Source organism: Nonomuraea sp. NPDC004580, from assembly GCF_040609855.1.
GTDB lineage: Bacteria > Actinomycetota > Actinomycetes > Streptosporangiales > Streptosporangiaceae > Nonomuraea > Nonomuraea salmonea.
In genome coordinates, this window is record NZ_JBEXLH010000006.1 from 17,398 (window position 1) to 31,788 (window position 14,391).

The window sequence follows — 14,391 nt, forward strand, 5'->3', positions numbered from 1 at the left end:
CGCGGCCGCTCATGAGGCGGCCCTCGCCGGGAGCAGGGCGGTGAAGACCGCGCCGCCGCTGTTGCGTACCCGCACCCATCCGCCCCTGCGCAGGCACGCCTGCCGGGTGAGCGCCAGCCCCAGCCCGCGCGGCCCCGAGTGGGCGGCCTTGGTGGTGAAGCCCTCCCTGAAGACCTCCTCCACCAGCTCGGGCGCGATGCCGGGGCCTGAGTCGCCGACGCGCACGTGCAAGCCGTCCGCGTCGGCCCGTACCGAGACCTCGATCGTGCCCTCGGCGCCGTCGAGCGCGTCGATGGCGTTGGCGACCAGGTTGCCGACCACCAGGACCGCGTCGCGCGGGTCGCCGAGCACGCCCTCGGGCACCGAGGAGTCGTCGGAGAGCACGAACCCGGCCCCGCGCTCGGCCGCCTCGGCCGACTTGGCCATGAGCAGGGCCGCGAGGGTCGGGTCCTGGACGCGTTCGCGCAGGTCGATGGCGTTGGTGTGGTGGGTGCTGCGGGTGATGAAGCCGATCGCGGCCTCGTGCTCGCCGAGTTCCAGCAGGCCGACCACGGTGTGCATGCGGTTGGCGGACTCGTGCGCCTGCGCCCGCAGCGCGTCGGTGGCGCTGCTGGTGTCGTCCAGCTCGCGGGCCAGGCGGACCAGCTCCGTACGGTCGCGCAGGGTGACCACCCAGCCGAGCTGGCGGCCGCGTACCCAGACGGGGGTGCGGTTGAGCACCAGCACCCGCTCGCCGTGCAGCACGACGCGGTCCTCGCCGGGGTCGGCGCCGCCGAGCACGTCCCGCATGCGGTCGGAGACGGGCATCCTGGTGAGGTCCTCTCCCACGTCGCCGAGCAGCTCGCGGGCGGCGTCGTTGACCAGCGTCACGCGCCCGTCCATGTCGAGGGCGAGCACGCCCTCCTTGACGCCGTGCAGCACGCCCTCGCGCTGCTCGAGCAGCGCGCCGATCTCGCGCGGCTCCAGCCCGAACGTCTGCCTGCGCACCCGCGCCGTGATGAACGCCGCCAGCGCCAGCCCCGCGAGCAGCACCGCCAGCGCGGTCCAGATGAGCGGCGGCAGGGCGTCGGAGAGCTGGCTGATGACCGTGGTCTCCAGCACGCCGACGGAGACCAGGCCGATGATCTCGCCGTACTCGTCCCTGATGGGCGTCTTGCCCCTGACCGTGGTGCCGATCGTGCCCGTCTCGGTGCCGACCCAGCTCCTGCCGGTACGCAGGACCGTGCTGCCGTCGGTCGACAACCGCTTGCCGATCAGCGAGGCGTTGGGGTGGGCGTAGCGCCGCTGGGCGGTGTTGGCGATCACCACGTAGTCGGCGCCGGTCTCCTGCTGCACGCTCATCGCCAGCGGCTGCAGCACGCTCTCCGGGCGCTCCAGCTCGAACGCCTCGCGTACCTGCGGCAGCGCGGCCACCGACTGCGCGATCGCCAGCGCGCGCTGCTCGTGCAGCGCGTCGAGCTGGTCGCGGGTGTGCTCCGCCCACACGCCTGCCGTGCCCCCGACGGCGAGCAGCACGATCACCATCTGGAGCGCGAACAGCTGGGTCCCGAGGGAGGCGTCACGAACCCGTCTCACCCTGCACATGGAAACAAACGGAGGTCACGTCCGGGTCGCGACCAATACGACCACTACGACGGCAACCACGCAAAGGCTCGACGCCGGCGGGGAACGAACCTCACCATGCCAGTCCTGACGACTGTGAGATCCCCCTTGGAGTGATCATGCGCTTGCGCGTATTCGCCGCCCTCGCGGCACTCTCCCTCGGCGCGCTGACGGCCTGCGGCGACACGGGCGGCGGCACGTCCGCGAACGCCACGCTGCGCATCATGGCCCCCGCCGCGCCGGGCGGAGGCTGGGACCAGACCTCCCGCGTGGCCGAGCAGGCGCTCAAGGCCGCCGACCCGCAGCGCAAGGTCGAGGTGTACAACGTGCCGGGCGCCGGCGGCACGATCGGCCTGGCCCAGCTCGCGGGCGAGAAGGGCAACGGCAACCTGCTGATGACGATGGGCCTGGTCATGGTGGGCGCCATCGAGCAGAACAAGTCGAAGGTCTCGCTGGCCGAGACCACGCCCATCGCCAAGCTGACCGAGGAGTACGAGATCGTCGTCGTCCCGGCCGAGTCCCCGTTCAAGTCGCTGGCCGACATGGTCGCGGCCTGGAAGGCCGACCCGGCGAAGGTGTCGATCTCGGGCGGCTCGGCGGGCGGCACCGACCACATCGTGGCCGGCCTGATGGCCAAGGCCGCAGGCGTCGACCCCAAGCAGGTCAACTACATCGCGCACTCCGGCGGCGGCGAGGCGCTGAACGAGCTGCTCGGCAACAAGGTCAGCGCCGGCATCTCGGGCGTGGGCGAGTTCGCCGAGCACGTGAAGTCCGGCAAGCTGCGGGCGCTGGGCGTCACCTCGGGCGAGCGGCTGCCCGACCTGGACGTCCCCACGCTGAAGGAGGCCGGCCTCGACGTCGAGCTGTCCAACTGGCGCGGCTTCGTGGCCCCCGCCGGGCTCTCCGACGCCGACAAGCAGGCCCTGACCGACCTGGTCACCAAGATGCACGATGCGCAGCCGTGGAAGGACGCGGTGGCCAAGAACGGCTGGATCGACTCCTTCCAGACCGGGCAGCAGTTCGCCGACTACCTCGCCGCCGAGCAGACCCGGGTCAAGGGCATCATCGCCGAGATGGGGCTCGTCTCCTGATGGCTCGCCGGTGGCGGCCCGAGCTCGGGCTGGCGGTCGTGGTGCTGGTGCTGGGCGTGCTCGTCGTGGTCGGCACGCTCGACGTGTCGGCCGCGGCCTCCCAGCTCGGCCTCGGGCCGCGTTTCTTCCCCATGCTGGTGGGCGGCGCGATGGTGGTGATCGGCCTGTTCTACGTGGCCGACGTGCTGCGCGGCGGCCGCGCCGACCCCGAGGAGAGCGAGGACGTGGACGCCGACGCGCCCACGGACTGGCGCAGCCTCGGCCTGGTCAGCGGCATCTTCCTGGCCTTCGCCGCACTGCTGAACGTGCTCGGCTGGATCATCGGAGCGAGCCTGCTGTTCTTCGGCCTGTCCGTCGCGCTCGGGGCCGGGCACAAGCTGCGCGCGGCCGGGATCGCGGTGGTCATGGGGGTGGCGACGTACCTGCTGTTCGTCAAGGGGCTCGGCGTGTCGCTGCCGGGCGGGCCGCTGGAGGGGCTGATCTGAGGTGACCTCGTTCCAGCTCCTGCTCGACGGCTTCGCCGCCGCCCTCACCCCCGTCAACCTCCTGTACGCGCTCATCGGCGTCACCCTCGGCACCCTCGTCGGGGTACTGCCCGGCATCGGGCCCGCGATGACCGTGGCGCTGCTGCTGCCGATCACCTTCACGGTGCCGCCGACCAGCGCGTTCATCATGTTCGCCGGCATCTACTACGGCGGCATGTACGGCGGCTCGACCACCTCCATCCTGCTCAACACGCCCGGCGAGTCCTCCTCGATGATCACGGCGCTGGAGGGCAACAAGATGGCCAGGCGCGGGCGGGCGGCGCAGGCCCTCGCCACCGCGGCCATCGGCTCGTTCGTGGCGGGGACGATCGCCACGGCGCTGCTCGTCGTGGCGGCGCCCGCGGTGGTGGCCTTCGCGATCTCGTTCGGGCCCGAGGACTACTTCGCGCTGGCGATCCTCGCCTTCACGGCCGTGTCCTCCGTCCTGTCCCGCTCGATCGTGCGCGGCCTCGCCTCGCTCGGCCTCGGACTGGTGATCGGGCTGATCGGCATCGACCAGCAGACCGGGCAGGCGCGGCTCACGCTCGGCATCCCGCAACTGCTCGACGGCATCGACGTGGTGATCGTCGCGGTCGGCCTGTTCGCCTTGGGCGAGGCCCTGTACGTCGCCTCCCGCCTGCGGCACGCCCCTCCCGAGGTGGTGCCGGTCGGCCGGGCCTGGATGGGGCGCTCCGACTGGCGGCGCTCGTGGCTGCCGTGGCTGCGCGGCACCGCCCTGGGCTTCCCGTTCGGCGCGCTGCCCGGCGGTGGGGCCGAGATCCCGACCTTCCTGTCGTACGCGGCCGAGAAGCGCCTGGCCAAGGGCGTCGCCAAGGAGGAGTACGGCAAGGGCGCCATCGAGGGGGTCGCCGGGCCCGAGGCGGCCAACAACGCCTCGGCGGCCGGCACCCTGGTCCCGCTGCTCACGCTGGGCCTGCCGACGTCCGCCACGGCCGCGATCATGCTGGCCGCCTTCCAGCAGTACGGCCTCCAGCCCGGACCGCAGCTCTTCGACCACAACCCGGCGCTGGTGTGGGGCATGATCGCGTCGCTGTTCGTCGGCAACGTGATGCTGCTGGTGCTCAACCTGCCGCTGGCGCCGCTGTGGGCGCGCATCCTGCGCATCCCCCGGCCGTACCTGTACGCCGGGATCGTGCTGTTCGCCGCGCTCGGCGTCTACGCGCTGAACGCCACGATCGTGGACCTCTTCGTCCTGTACGTCCTGGGCCTGCTCGGCTACGCCATGCGCCGCTTCGGCCTGCCGGTCGCGCCTGCCGTGATCGGGATGATCCTGGGCCCGATGGCCGAGATCCAGCTCCGCCGCGCCCTGGCCATCGGCGCGGGCGACGTGACCGTCCTGATCCGCAGCCCGGTCGCCGTCGTCCTGCTCCTTCTCTCCGTACTCGCCCTCCTGACCCCACTCCTCAGAACCCGGTACGCCCGCCGCACCAGGAACAGGACCGACGCAGACACCACCAGCACTCGCCCCTGACAGGAACCGGGCCAGACACGCCAGGAGGGCCCCGCCGACGTTGCGGGGCCCTCCTGGCAAGGGTCACTCCTGGACGCCGAGCTTCTCCAGGATGAGCTGCCGGGCCCTGGCCGCGTCGGCCTTGCCCCTGCTGGCCTTCATGACGCCACCGACCAGCGCACCGGCGGCGGCGATCTTCCCGGAGCGGACCTTGTCGGCCGCGTCGGCGTTGTCGGCGATCACCTGGTCGATGATCGCGGACAGCTCGCCCTCGTCGTTGACGATGCGCAGCCCGCGCCGCTCGACGACCTCGTCGGGCGCGCCCTCGCCGGCCATGACGCCTTCGAGCACCTCACGCGCCAGCTTGTCGTTGAGCGCCCCGGAGGCGACCAGCTCGGTCACCCGGGCGATCTGCTCGGGCGTGATCGGCAGGTCGGCGAGCGCGACGCCGTTCTCGTTGGCCCGCCGCGCCAGCTCGCCCATCCACCACTTGCGCGCGTCGGCCGCCGGCGCGCCGGCCGCGACCGTGGCCTCGACCAGCTCGATCGCGTCGGCGTTGTGCATGGCCTGCATGTCGAGGTCGGACAGGCCCCACTCGGTCTGCAACCGCTTGCGCTTGACCGACGGCAGCTCGGGCAGCGCGGCCTTGAGCTCGGCCACCCACGCCTTGTCGGGCGCGATCGGCACCAGGTCGGGCTCGGGGAAGTAGCGGTAGTCCTGCGCCTCTTCCTTGGACCGGCCGGACGTGGTGGTGCCGGTGTCCTCGTGGAAGTGGCGGGTCTCCTGGATGATCTTCCCGCCGTCGGCCAGCACCGCCGCCTGCCGCTCGATCTCGCTCCGCACGGCCCGCTCGACGCTGCGCAGCGAGTTGACGTTCTTGGTCTCCGTACGGGTGCCCCACTCGGACGAGCCGCGCGGCATCAGCGAGACGTTGACGTCGCAGCGCAGCGAGCCCTCCTCCATGCGCACGTCGGAGACGCCCAGCGAGCGCATGATCTCGCGCAGCTCGGTGACGTACGCCTTGGCGACCTCGGGCGCGAGCCGGTCGGTGCCGGGGATGGGCTTGGTGACGATCTCGACCAGCGGGATGCCGGCGCGGTTGTAGTCGACGATCGAGTAGTCGGCCCCGTGGATGCGTCCGGTGGCGCCGCCCACGTGGGTGGACTTGCCGGTGTCCTCCTCCAGGTGCACCCGCTCGATGCCGATCCTGATCGTCTGGCCGTCGACCTCGACGTCGAGGTAGCCGTCGAAGCAGAGCGGCTCGTCGTACTGGGAGATCTGGTAGTTCTTCGGCATGTCCGGATAGAAGTAGTTCTTCCGGGCGAAGCGGCACCACTCGGCGATCGAGCAGTTCAGCGCCAGGCCGATGCGGATCGTCGACTCGATGGCCTGCGCGTTGGCCACCGGCAGCGCCCCGGGGAGCGCCAGGCAGGTGGGGCAGACCTGCGTGTTGGGCGGAGCGCCGAAGGTCGTCTTGCAGCCGCAGAACATCTTCGACTTGGTGCCCAGCTCGACATGCGTCTCAAGGCCGAGCACCGGCTCGAAGCGCTCGAGCGCTTCGTCGTACGGCATCGTTCCTGCTGTGTCAATCACGGATCAACCTCAGTTCTTTCAGAGCCTCGCACGTCTCGGTGACCCACAGACGATACGAGGGCACGCTTTCCAGGTAGTGCAGGCTCATCGTTTCGGCGATGTGCGTCCTCTTCCGAGATGGCCGCGAAAGCACGCCACTCGGGCTCAGGCACTACTAGACCGACCTCGTCAAGGGGTGGCGTCCCACCGGGCGAGACCGGCGCCAAGCGGCGGGCACGTGAGACCCGGCTCCTGACGCCCAGCTCGCCGGGCTCCGGCACCGTGATCCAGTCCATGACCAGAAGTGCCTCGCGGTCGTCGAAGGCCACGAGCATCAGCGGCGAGTGGCTGCTCATGATGAGCTGGGCGAGAGGCTCTTCCTCCGTTACGTCCCCGGTGGGATCCGTGACGAGTTTCCTCAGATGACGAACGAGTTCCCGCAGCCGCTGCGGATAGATGCCGTTCTCAGGCTCCTCGAAGCAGATCAGTCCGCGATGAGCGGGATCGTAGAGCGCCGCGAGCAACGCCAGGACCCGCAACGTGCCATCTGAGGCGACCCGGGCGCTCACCCTGCCCTCGTCCCGGGTGCGGAGATAAATCTCCCACTGCTCCTTGGCGGCGTTCTCCTCCACCTCGATGCCGGCGAAGCCGCGGACGATGCGTGCCATGTCCGTCGCGATCTCATTCAGCGAGCTGCCGTACTCGTCGGCGGTCGTCTGTTCGATCCTGCGCAGGACCTTGGCGAGGTTCGCCCCGCTCGGATCGAGCTGCTCTCCCCTCTGATGGCGTGAGCTAGGCATACGGAGGGAGGCCGGGTCCAGTTGGAGGAACCGCCACGACGCGATCTCCCTCCTGAGCGCGTACAGAAGAGGGAACTCTCCCGCCGAGGTGATGCTCGATAGGACGGTGGACTCCGCTGCATGAGCGGCCAGCTCGCGCTTACGCCCTTGCCGTCCTTCTTGCGCGATGCGGAAGACCTGACGGCCTGCGTCGTCCACAGTCGTCTCGAGCAGCGGCGACTGTCGCTTGTAACGGAGGAATGTGGACCGAAAGCCCCTTCCTACCCGCTGCCGCCGGGCCCAGTTATCCTCGGCTGCCCTGATCGGCCAGGCTTCTTCCCTGGCCACGTAGGGCCGCACGAACCCATCCTCGCTCTGACGCTGCACGATCTCCAGTTCGTAGCGGATGCGGGTGTGCGATACCTCGAGCTCCGCGCCGAACTGGTCCACCACCTTGGGGTCCAGGAGGACCTCGACCGCGAACGTCATGCGGTCCACCACCTGGCCGTCCCCGCGCCGTCTGAACAGCTCACCCAAGTCGCCTCTGGCCGCCGCGAAGGCGTCGTAGAGGCCGGCGGTGTCGACGAGTCGGCGAAGCAGCTGAATCCCATCGAACAAGTTGGACTTGCCACTGGCGTTCGCACCAATGACGACGAGGAACGGCGGCACGTCGAGCTTGAATCGCGCGAACGATTTGAACCCGTCGATCTCGATGCGCGTGAGCATGCCGCCGTCCCTCCTCTCGCCCTACAGCTGCGGTGCCTTCGCCAGCAGGCCGCCGCCCCAGCGGCTCTCCAGGGCCTGCTCCACGGCCGCGCCGACGCGGTAGCAGCGGTCGTCGGCCAGGACCGGGGCCATGATCTGCAGGCCGACCGGCAGGTCGTCCTCGTCGGCCAGGCCGACCGGCACGGACATGGCCGCGTTGCCCGCCAGGTTGGACGGGATGGTGCACAGGTCGGCGAGGTACATCGCCATCGGGTCGTCGGCGCGCTCGCCGATCGGGAAGGCCGTGGTCGGCGTGGTGGGCGAGACCAGGACGTCGACCTGCTGGTAGGCGGCCTCGAACTCGCGCGCGATGACCGTGCGGACCTTCTGCGCCTGGCCGTAGTAGGCGTCGTAGTAGCCGCTCGACAGCGCGTACGTGCCGAGCATGATGCGCCGCTTGACCTCGGGACCGAAGCCGGCGGCCCTGGTCAGCGCCATGACCTCCTCGGCGCTGCGGGTGCCGTCGTCGCCGACGCGCAGGCCGTAGCGCATGGCGTCGAAGCGGGCCAGGTTGGACGAGCACTCGGACGGCGCGATCAGGTAGTAGGCCGGCAGCGCGGTCGTGAACGACGGGCAGGACACCTCGACGACCTTGGCCCCGAGCGACTCCAGCAGCTGGACGGCCTCGTGGTAGCGGGCCAGCACACCCGCCTGGTAGCCCTCGCCGGAGAACTCCTTCACCACGCCGATGCGCATGCCCGCGACGTCGGGGTGCTTGGCGGCCTCGACCACGGACGGCACGGGCGCGTCGATGGAGGTGGAGTCCATCGGGTCGTAGCCGGAGAACGCCTCGTGCAGCAGCGCGGCGTCGAGCACGTTACGGGCGAACGGCCCTGGCGTGTCGAGCGAGCTGGCGAAGGCGATCAGGCCGTAACGCGACGATCCGCCGTAGGTGGGCTTCATGCCGACGATGCCGGTGACCGAGGCGGGCTGCCGGATGGAGCCGCCGGTGTCGGTGCCGGTGGACAGCGGCGCCTCGTACGCGGCCACGGCGGCGCTCGACCCGCCCGACGACCCGCCGGGCACCTTGCTCAGGTCCCACGGGTTGCGGGTGACCTGGTAGGCGGAGTTCTCCGTCGAGGAGCCCATGGCGAACTCGTCGAGGTTGGTCTTGCCCAGGATGACCAGGCCGGCCTCGCGCAGGCGGGCGGTGACGGTGGCGTCGTAGGGGGGCTGCCAGCCCTCGAGGATCTTGGACGCGGCCGTCGTCGGCATGTCGCGCGTGGTGAAGATGTCCTTGTGGGCGATCGGCACGCCGGCCAGCGGCCCCAGCTTCTCGCCCGCGCGCAGCCGGGCGTCCACGGCCCGCGCCTGCTCCAGCGTCGTCTCCCGATCGACGTGCAGGAACGCCTGGACCTTGGGCTCGACCGCGGCCATGCGGTCGAGGTGCGCCTCGGCCACCTCGACGGCCGACACCTCACCTGCGGCGATCATCGAGCCCAGCTCGGCGGCGGTCTTGCGGATCAAGCTCATGCCTCCTCCCCGAGGATGCGCGGCACCCGGAAGCGGTCGTCCTCGACGGCGGGCGCGCCGGAGAGCGCCTGCTCGGGAGTGAGGGACTGTCGCACCTCGTCGGCACGGAAGACATTGGTCAGCGGAAGCGCGTGCGACGAAGGCGGCACGTCCTCGGCGGCGACCTCGGCCACCTTCGCGACCGACTCGATGATCGCATCGAGCTGGGTGGCGTAGTGATCGAGCTCGTCGTCGGTGAGCGCCAGCCTGGACAACCGGGCCAGGTGTGCGACCTCGTCGCGGGTTATGGCGGACATGAGTCGTTGAACCCGTTTCGTGGATGGAGTCTTGGACACTGCCATCCTAGGGGTCTTGACGTAGCAGCCCTGAACGCATTATCCGGTCAGGCGGAGCTGACCTCCGGCTGGTATTCGTACTCCACCGACCCCCCGGTCCTGTCGCGCAGCCAGACGGCGGTCTCGTCGGCCGGCATCGGCTGGCAGAACAGCCAGCCCTGCCCCACGTCGCAGCCCAGCTCGACCAGCCGCATCGCGACGTCGTCCGACTCGACGCCCTCGGCCACCGAGCGCAGCCCCAGCGAGCGGACGAGGTCGACGATCGAGCGGACGATGCGGTAGTCGTCCTCCGACTCGGCGATCCGGCGGACGAACGAGGCGTCGATCTTGACCTCGGAGACGGCCAGCCGCTGCAGCCGGATGAGCGAGGAGTAGCCGGTGCCGAAGTCGTCGAGCGCCAGCGGCACGCCTAGCGCGGCCAGTGCCTTGATGGTCTCCTGCGTGTACGCCTGGTCGCCGGTCAGAATGCGCTCGGTGACCTCCAGCTGGATGGCGGCGGGCGGCAGCGCGTATTTCGCCAGGCCCACCTCCAGCTGCTCGGGCAGCGCGGAGCCGAGCAGGTCGCGGGCCGAGATGTTGACCGAGATCTGCACCCGCAGCCCGGTGTGCCACCAGGACGCGGCCTGCCGCAGGGCCTCCTCGATCACGTACGCCGTGAGCTGCCGCATCAGGTAGGACTGCTCGGCCAGCGGCACGAAGTCGGCCGGCGACACGGGCCCGTGCACGGGGTGCCGCCAGCGCAGCAGCGCCTCGACCCCCTGCACGTCGCCGGTGCCGAGCGCCACCTTGGGCTGGTAGTGCAGGCGCAGCTCGTGGTTGTCGATGGCGCGGCGCAGGTCGCCGAGCAAGGTCAGGCGTTCGGGTGAGTTGCGGTCTTTGTCGGGCTGGTAGAGCTCGACGCCCGTCCGTCCCTCCTTGGCCAGGTACATCGCCACGTCGGCCCGCTGGAGCAGCAGCTCGAAGTCGGGCGCGTGGTCGGGATAGAGCGCGATGCCGACCGAGGCGTCGAGGTCGAACGTCATGCCCTCCAGGCGTACCGGCTCGGTCAGGGCGGCGCGCAGCCGGGCCGCGACCTCCCTGGCCGCGTGGGCGTCCCTGATCGAGGGCAGCAGCACGGCGAACTCGTCGCCGCCGAGCCTGGCCACGACGTCGCCGGGGCGTACGGAGTGGGTGAGCCGGTGCGCGACGAGCTGCAGCAGCCGGTCGCCGACCGGGTGGCCCATCGTGTCGTTGACCTCCTTGAACCGGTCGAGGTCGAGGAGGAACAGCCCCACCCGCTCGTCGTGACGCACCTCGGCCAGCGCCTCCTCGGTGCTGACCACGAGCATCTTGCGGTTGGGCAGGCCGGTCAGCTCGTCGTGCATGGCCTGGTGGTCGCGGCGCATGGACAGCGTGGCGGTGAAGTAGACGGCGGCCAGCGGCGCCACGAACAACGGGACGAGCCCCGGCGAATGGCTCATCACGACCACCACCAGCGGCGCCAGGCCCAGCAGGCCGATGTAGACCAGGCCCTGCGGGCCGACGCTGGCCCTGAGCACGCGCACGAGCGAGCGCCGCTCGTGCAGCGCGACGGCACTGCACACCAGGGCGCCCCTGACCAGGAAGTACGCGACGCCGGACAGCGCGATCGCGAGCAGATCGCCGCCCTTCGGCACCCACGGCACGGCCGGGCTCGGCACGATGCCGAACGTCCCCAGCACCACGGCCGCCGCGATCAGCGCGAGGGAGGACTGAGCGATGTTGAACATGACCCGATGCCACGACTTGCGCGTCACCACGCCATTGATGGTGACCGCCACGGCCTGCATGAGGACCGCCACGGGCAGCCCAAGGTGCAGCAGCACCGCGAAGGTGAACATGGTGGACGGGTACGTGCCGCCCACGGCGGTCGCTGACGACACCATGACGGGCCGCAGCTCGCCCAGGATCACCAGCACCGCCAGCACCCAGAACAGCGGGGTGCGGGCGAGCTCCACCAGACCGGACGGGTCGAGCCGGAGCATGGCCACCACGAGGCCGGTGAAGCCGATCACGGTGACGCCCGCGAGATAGCTCCACAGCGGCGTGCCGACGCGTGGTCCGGTGTCGCGGGTGTCGGTTGGGTCAGTCATCGGTAACAGAACCCCCATTAGGTCACTATGGGAGGGTACGACCTTCACCCCACTTCGCGAAACCAAGCGCGTACGTTCCGTCACTTCTCCTTTCCGACATATACCCAAAAAGCACCCTCTGTAGCAAACCGAGCACACTACGACGACCCGCCGGACCGGTCCGGCACCCCCACACCCCCGAAAAAGAACCGCCGGCCGCACAACACAACGACCCGAAATTCCGCTGGGGACCCGCCCCCTGACCCTCCGAGCGGCGTCGGCGACACGCAGGTCGGGGTCGGTCTTGTGAAGAGCGTGCCGACGCGGGTTTCCGGCCGGCGCGACGGCCTCAGGGCTCCGCGGGTCGTCCCCGGGACCGCGCCAAGCGAAAGGGGGTCCGCCCGCGTCCGCGAGCGAACCCCCGATCACTGCCTCCGTCAGGCCTCGGGTTTGGTGGCGACCTCGGCCGCTGCCTCAGGGCCGTCGTTCAGCAGCACCTCGAAGCCGGCGCCGTCGAGGATGGGGACCCCGAGATCGACCGCCTTGTCGTATTTCGAGCCCGCGTTCTCCCCCGCGATCAGGAACGAGGTCTTCTTCGACACCGAGCTGGACACCTTGCCGCCCCTGCTGGTCAGCTCGTCGGCCGCGGTGTCGCGGGTGTAGCCCTCGAGGGTGCCGGTCACCACGAAGGTCAGGCCCTCCAAGGTCTGCGGCCCCTTCTCGGGCGCGGGCTCGTCCTCCATGCGGACCCCGGCCGCCCGCCACCGCTCGATGATCTCGCGGTGCCAGTCGACCTCGAACCACTCCTTGATCGTGGCCGCCACCCTGGGCCCGATGCCCTCGACGGCGGCCAGCTCCTCCTCGGAGGCGTTCATGATCGCCTCGATCGAGCGCATGGCGTCGGCCAGCGCGCGGGCGGTGGGCGGGCCGATGTGCCGGATCGACAGGGCCACCAGCACCTGCGCGAGCGAGGACTCCTTGGCCCGGTCGAGCTCCTCCATCAGCCGCAGCGCGTTTTGGCTGGGCTCGCCGTTGATGTTGGAGAAGAACGTGACGACCTTCTCCTGACCCGTCTTCGGGTCGATCTTGGGCAGCCCGGTCTCCTGGTCGCGCACCACCGACTTGATCGGGATGAGCCGATCGAGGGTCAGGTCGAACAGGTCGGCCTCGGTGCGCACCACCGGCTCCTGCGGCGGGAGCGGCTGGCTGAGCGCGGTGGCCGCGACGTAGCCGAGCCCGTCGATGTCGAGGGCGCGCCGCCCGGCGGCGAAGAACAGCCGCTCACGGATCTGCGCGGGGCAGCCGCGCGCGTTGGGGCAGCGCAGATCGGCGTCGCCCTCCTTCTCGTACGCCAGCTGCGTGCCGCATTCGGGACAGTGGGTCGGCATCACGAACTCGCGCTCCGACCCGTCGCGCAGCGGCACGACGGGACCGACGATCTCGGGGATGACGTCGCCGGCCTTGCGCAGCACCACCGTGTCGCCGATGAGCACGCCCTTCTTCTTCACGATCGCGGCGTTGTGGAGCGTGGCCCGCTCGACCGTCGAGCCGGACACCGACACCGGCTCCATCACCCCGAACGGCGTCACCCGCCCCGTGCGCCCGACCCCGACCTGGATGTCGCGCAGCTTGGTGTTGACCTCTTCGGGCGGATATTTGTACGCCATCGCCCAGCGCGGCGCCCGCGAGGTGGAGCCCAGTTCCCGCTGGGTGCGGAAGTCGTCGACCTTGACCACGACGCCGTCGATCTCGTAGGGCGGGTCGTGGCGGTGCACGCGGTAGTGCTCGATGAACGCGTTGACCTCGTCGAGCCCCGGCACCACCTTGTAGAGGTCGCTGACCGGCAGCCCGAACTCGCGCAGCCGGTCGTAGACCTCGGACTGGGCCCGCGGCTCCGCCGCGCCCTCCCACACGCCGATGCCGTGGACCAGCATGCGCAGCGGCCGCTGCGCGGTGATGCGCGGGTCCTTCTGCCGCAGCGTGCCGGCCGCGGAGTTGCGCGGGTTGGCGAACGGCGGCTTGCCCTGCTCGACGAGCTGCTCGTTGAGCCTCTTGAAGTCTTCGACCGGGATGTAGACCTCGCCGCGCACCTCGACCAGGCTCGGCACGTCGTCGCCCTTGAGCCGGTGGGGGATGCCCTTGATCGTGCGGACGTTGGCCGTGACGTCGTCGCCGGTGCGGCCGTCGCCGCGGGTGGCGCCGCGCTCCAGCTTGCCGTCGCGGTAGACCAGCGCGATGGCCAGCCCGTCGATCTTGAGCTCGCAGAGATAGGGGCCCGGGTCACCCTCGGCCAGCCGCTCGGCCCGCTGCATCCAGGCGAGCATGTCGTCGGCGTTGAAGGCGTTGTCGAGGCTCTCCATGCGGTTGAGGTGCTGGACCTTCGCGAAGTCGCCCGACACCGGCGCGCCCACCTTCTGGGTGGGCGAATCGGGGGTCTGCAGCGAGGGGTGCGCCTCCTCCAGCGCCAGCAGCTCTTTGAACCACTCGTCGAACTGGGCGTCGCTCACCGTGGGCTGGTCGAGCACGTAGTAGCGCCAGCGCGCGTCGTCGACCAGATCACTCAGCTCGGCATGCCGCTTGAGCGCGGCCACCGGCACGCCCTCGACCTCGGCGCCTGGCTCACTCACGCAGCGTCTCCTTCCGTACGACGACCTGAGCAAACGCTACCGCCGACCACCGACAAAACCAT

The 14,391-nt window shown here is 70.4% G+C and carries 10 protein-coding genes; 3 read left to right on the forward strand and 7 right to left on the reverse strand.

All coding sequences use genetic code 11. The features are described 5' to 3' along the window. Positions 1-9: 9 nt before the first annotated feature. Entirely contained in the window at positions 10-1,584 is a 1,575-nt protein-coding gene (locus ABZW11_RS09550) for a sensor histidine kinase (protein WP_355414486.1), read from the reverse strand. A gap of 137 nt (positions 1,585-1,721) precedes the next feature. On the opposite strand from ABZW11_RS09550, the gene ABZW11_RS09555 reads away from it, so the two are divergent. From ABZW11_RS09555 to ABZW11_RS09565, 3 genes are read left to right on the forward strand one after another with little or no spacing between them, the layout of a single operon-like run. Further along, complete coding sequence (locus tag ABZW11_RS09555; protein ID WP_355414488.1) at positions 1,722-2,693, forward strand: tripartite tricarboxylate transporter substrate binding protein; 972 nt, start codon at positions 1,722-1,724, stop codon at positions 2,691-2,693. Further along, the gene (locus ABZW11_RS09560; RefSeq protein ID WP_355414490.1) at positions 2,693-3,178 is read left to right on the forward strand and encodes a tripartite tricarboxylate transporter TctB family protein; all 486 of its coding nucleotides are present in this window, start codon (positions 2,693-2,695) and stop codon (positions 3,176-3,178) included. Before ABZW11_RS09555 ends, ABZW11_RS09560 begins: the two co-directional genes overlap by 1 nt. Before the next feature lies 1 nt (position 3,179). Continuing rightward, a complete protein-coding gene (locus ABZW11_RS09565) occupies positions 3,180-4,709 on the forward strand; it encodes a tripartite tricarboxylate transporter permease (RefSeq protein ID WP_355414492.1) in 1,530 nt (509 codons plus the stop codon). A 63-nt stretch (positions 4,710-4,772) separates the two neighbouring features. On the opposite strand, the gene gatB is transcribed toward ABZW11_RS09565, so the two are convergent. From gatB to ligA, 6 genes are all read right to left on the reverse strand, one after another. Further along, a complete protein-coding gene (gene gatB, locus ABZW11_RS09570; protein ID WP_355414494.1) occupies positions 4,773-6,260 on the reverse strand; it encodes an Asp-tRNA(Asn)/Glu-tRNA(Gln) amidotransferase subunit GatB in 1,488 nt (495 codons plus the stop codon). A gap of 17 nt (positions 6,261-6,277) precedes the next feature. Beyond that, positions 6,278-7,765, reverse strand: a complete 1,488-nt coding sequence (locus ABZW11_RS09575; RefSeq protein ID WP_355414496.1) for an AAA family ATPase — start codon at positions 7,763-7,765, stop codon at positions 6,278-6,280. Positions 7,766-7,786: 21 nt separating this feature from the next. Further along, on the reverse strand, positions 7,787-9,277 hold the full coding sequence (gene gatA, locus ABZW11_RS09580; protein WP_355414498.1) for an Asp-tRNA(Asn)/Glu-tRNA(Gln) amidotransferase subunit GatA: 1,491 nt from the start codon (positions 9,275-9,277) through the stop codon (positions 7,787-7,789). Further along, on the reverse strand, positions 9,274-9,573 hold the full coding sequence (gene gatC / locus ABZW11_RS09585) for an Asp-tRNA(Asn)/Glu-tRNA(Gln) amidotransferase subunit GatC (RefSeq protein WP_101787882.1): 300 nt from the start codon (positions 9,571-9,573) through the stop codon (positions 9,274-9,276). Before gatC ends, gatA begins: the two co-directional genes overlap by 4 nt. Before the next feature lie 86 nt (positions 9,574-9,659). Beyond that, the gene (locus tag ABZW11_RS09590; protein ID WP_355414500.1) at positions 9,660-11,723 is read right to left on the reverse strand and encodes an EAL domain-containing protein; all 2,064 of its coding nucleotides are present in this window, start codon (positions 11,721-11,723) and stop codon (positions 9,660-9,662) included. Positions 11,724-12,139: 416 nt separating this feature from the next. Beyond that, positions 12,140-14,329, reverse strand: a complete 2,190-nt coding sequence (gene ligA / locus ABZW11_RS09595; RefSeq protein ID WP_355414502.1) for an NAD-dependent DNA ligase LigA — start codon at positions 14,327-14,329, stop codon at positions 12,140-12,142. Positions 14,330-14,391 lie beyond the last annotated feature (62 nt).

Bases quoted from the DNA above. Each gene is read 5' to 3' on its own strand.
- ABZW11_RS09575 (WP_355414496.1), bottom strand. From the start codon at position 7,765: ATGCTCACGCGCATCGAGATCGACGGGTTCAAATCGTTCGCGCGATTC.
- ABZW11_RS09590 (WP_355414500.1), bottom strand. From the start codon at position 11,723: ATGACTGACCCAACCGACACCCGCGACACCGGACCACGCGTCGGCACG.
- gatC (WP_101787882.1), bottom strand. From the start codon at position 9,573: ATGTCCGCCATAACCCGCGACGAGGTCGCACACCTGGCCCGGTTGTCC.
- ABZW11_RS09560 (WP_355414490.1), top strand. From the start codon at position 2,693: ATGGCTCGCCGGTGGCGGCCCGAGCTCGGGCTGGCGGTCGTGGTGCTG.
- gatB (WP_355414494.1), bottom strand. From the start codon at position 6,260: ATGCCGTACGACGAAGCGCTCGAGCGCTTCGAGCCGGTGCTCGGCCTT.
- ABZW11_RS09550 (WP_355414486.1), bottom strand. From the start codon at position 1,584: ATGTGCAGGGTGAGACGGGTTCGTGACGCCTCCCTCGGGACCCAGCTG.
- ABZW11_RS09555 (WP_355414488.1), top strand. From the start codon at position 1,722: ATGCGCTTGCGCGTATTCGCCGCCCTCGCGGCACTCTCCCTCGGCGCG.
- gatA (WP_355414498.1), bottom strand. From the start codon at position 9,277: ATGAGCTTGATCCGCAAGACCGCCGCCGAGCTGGGCTCGATGATCGCC.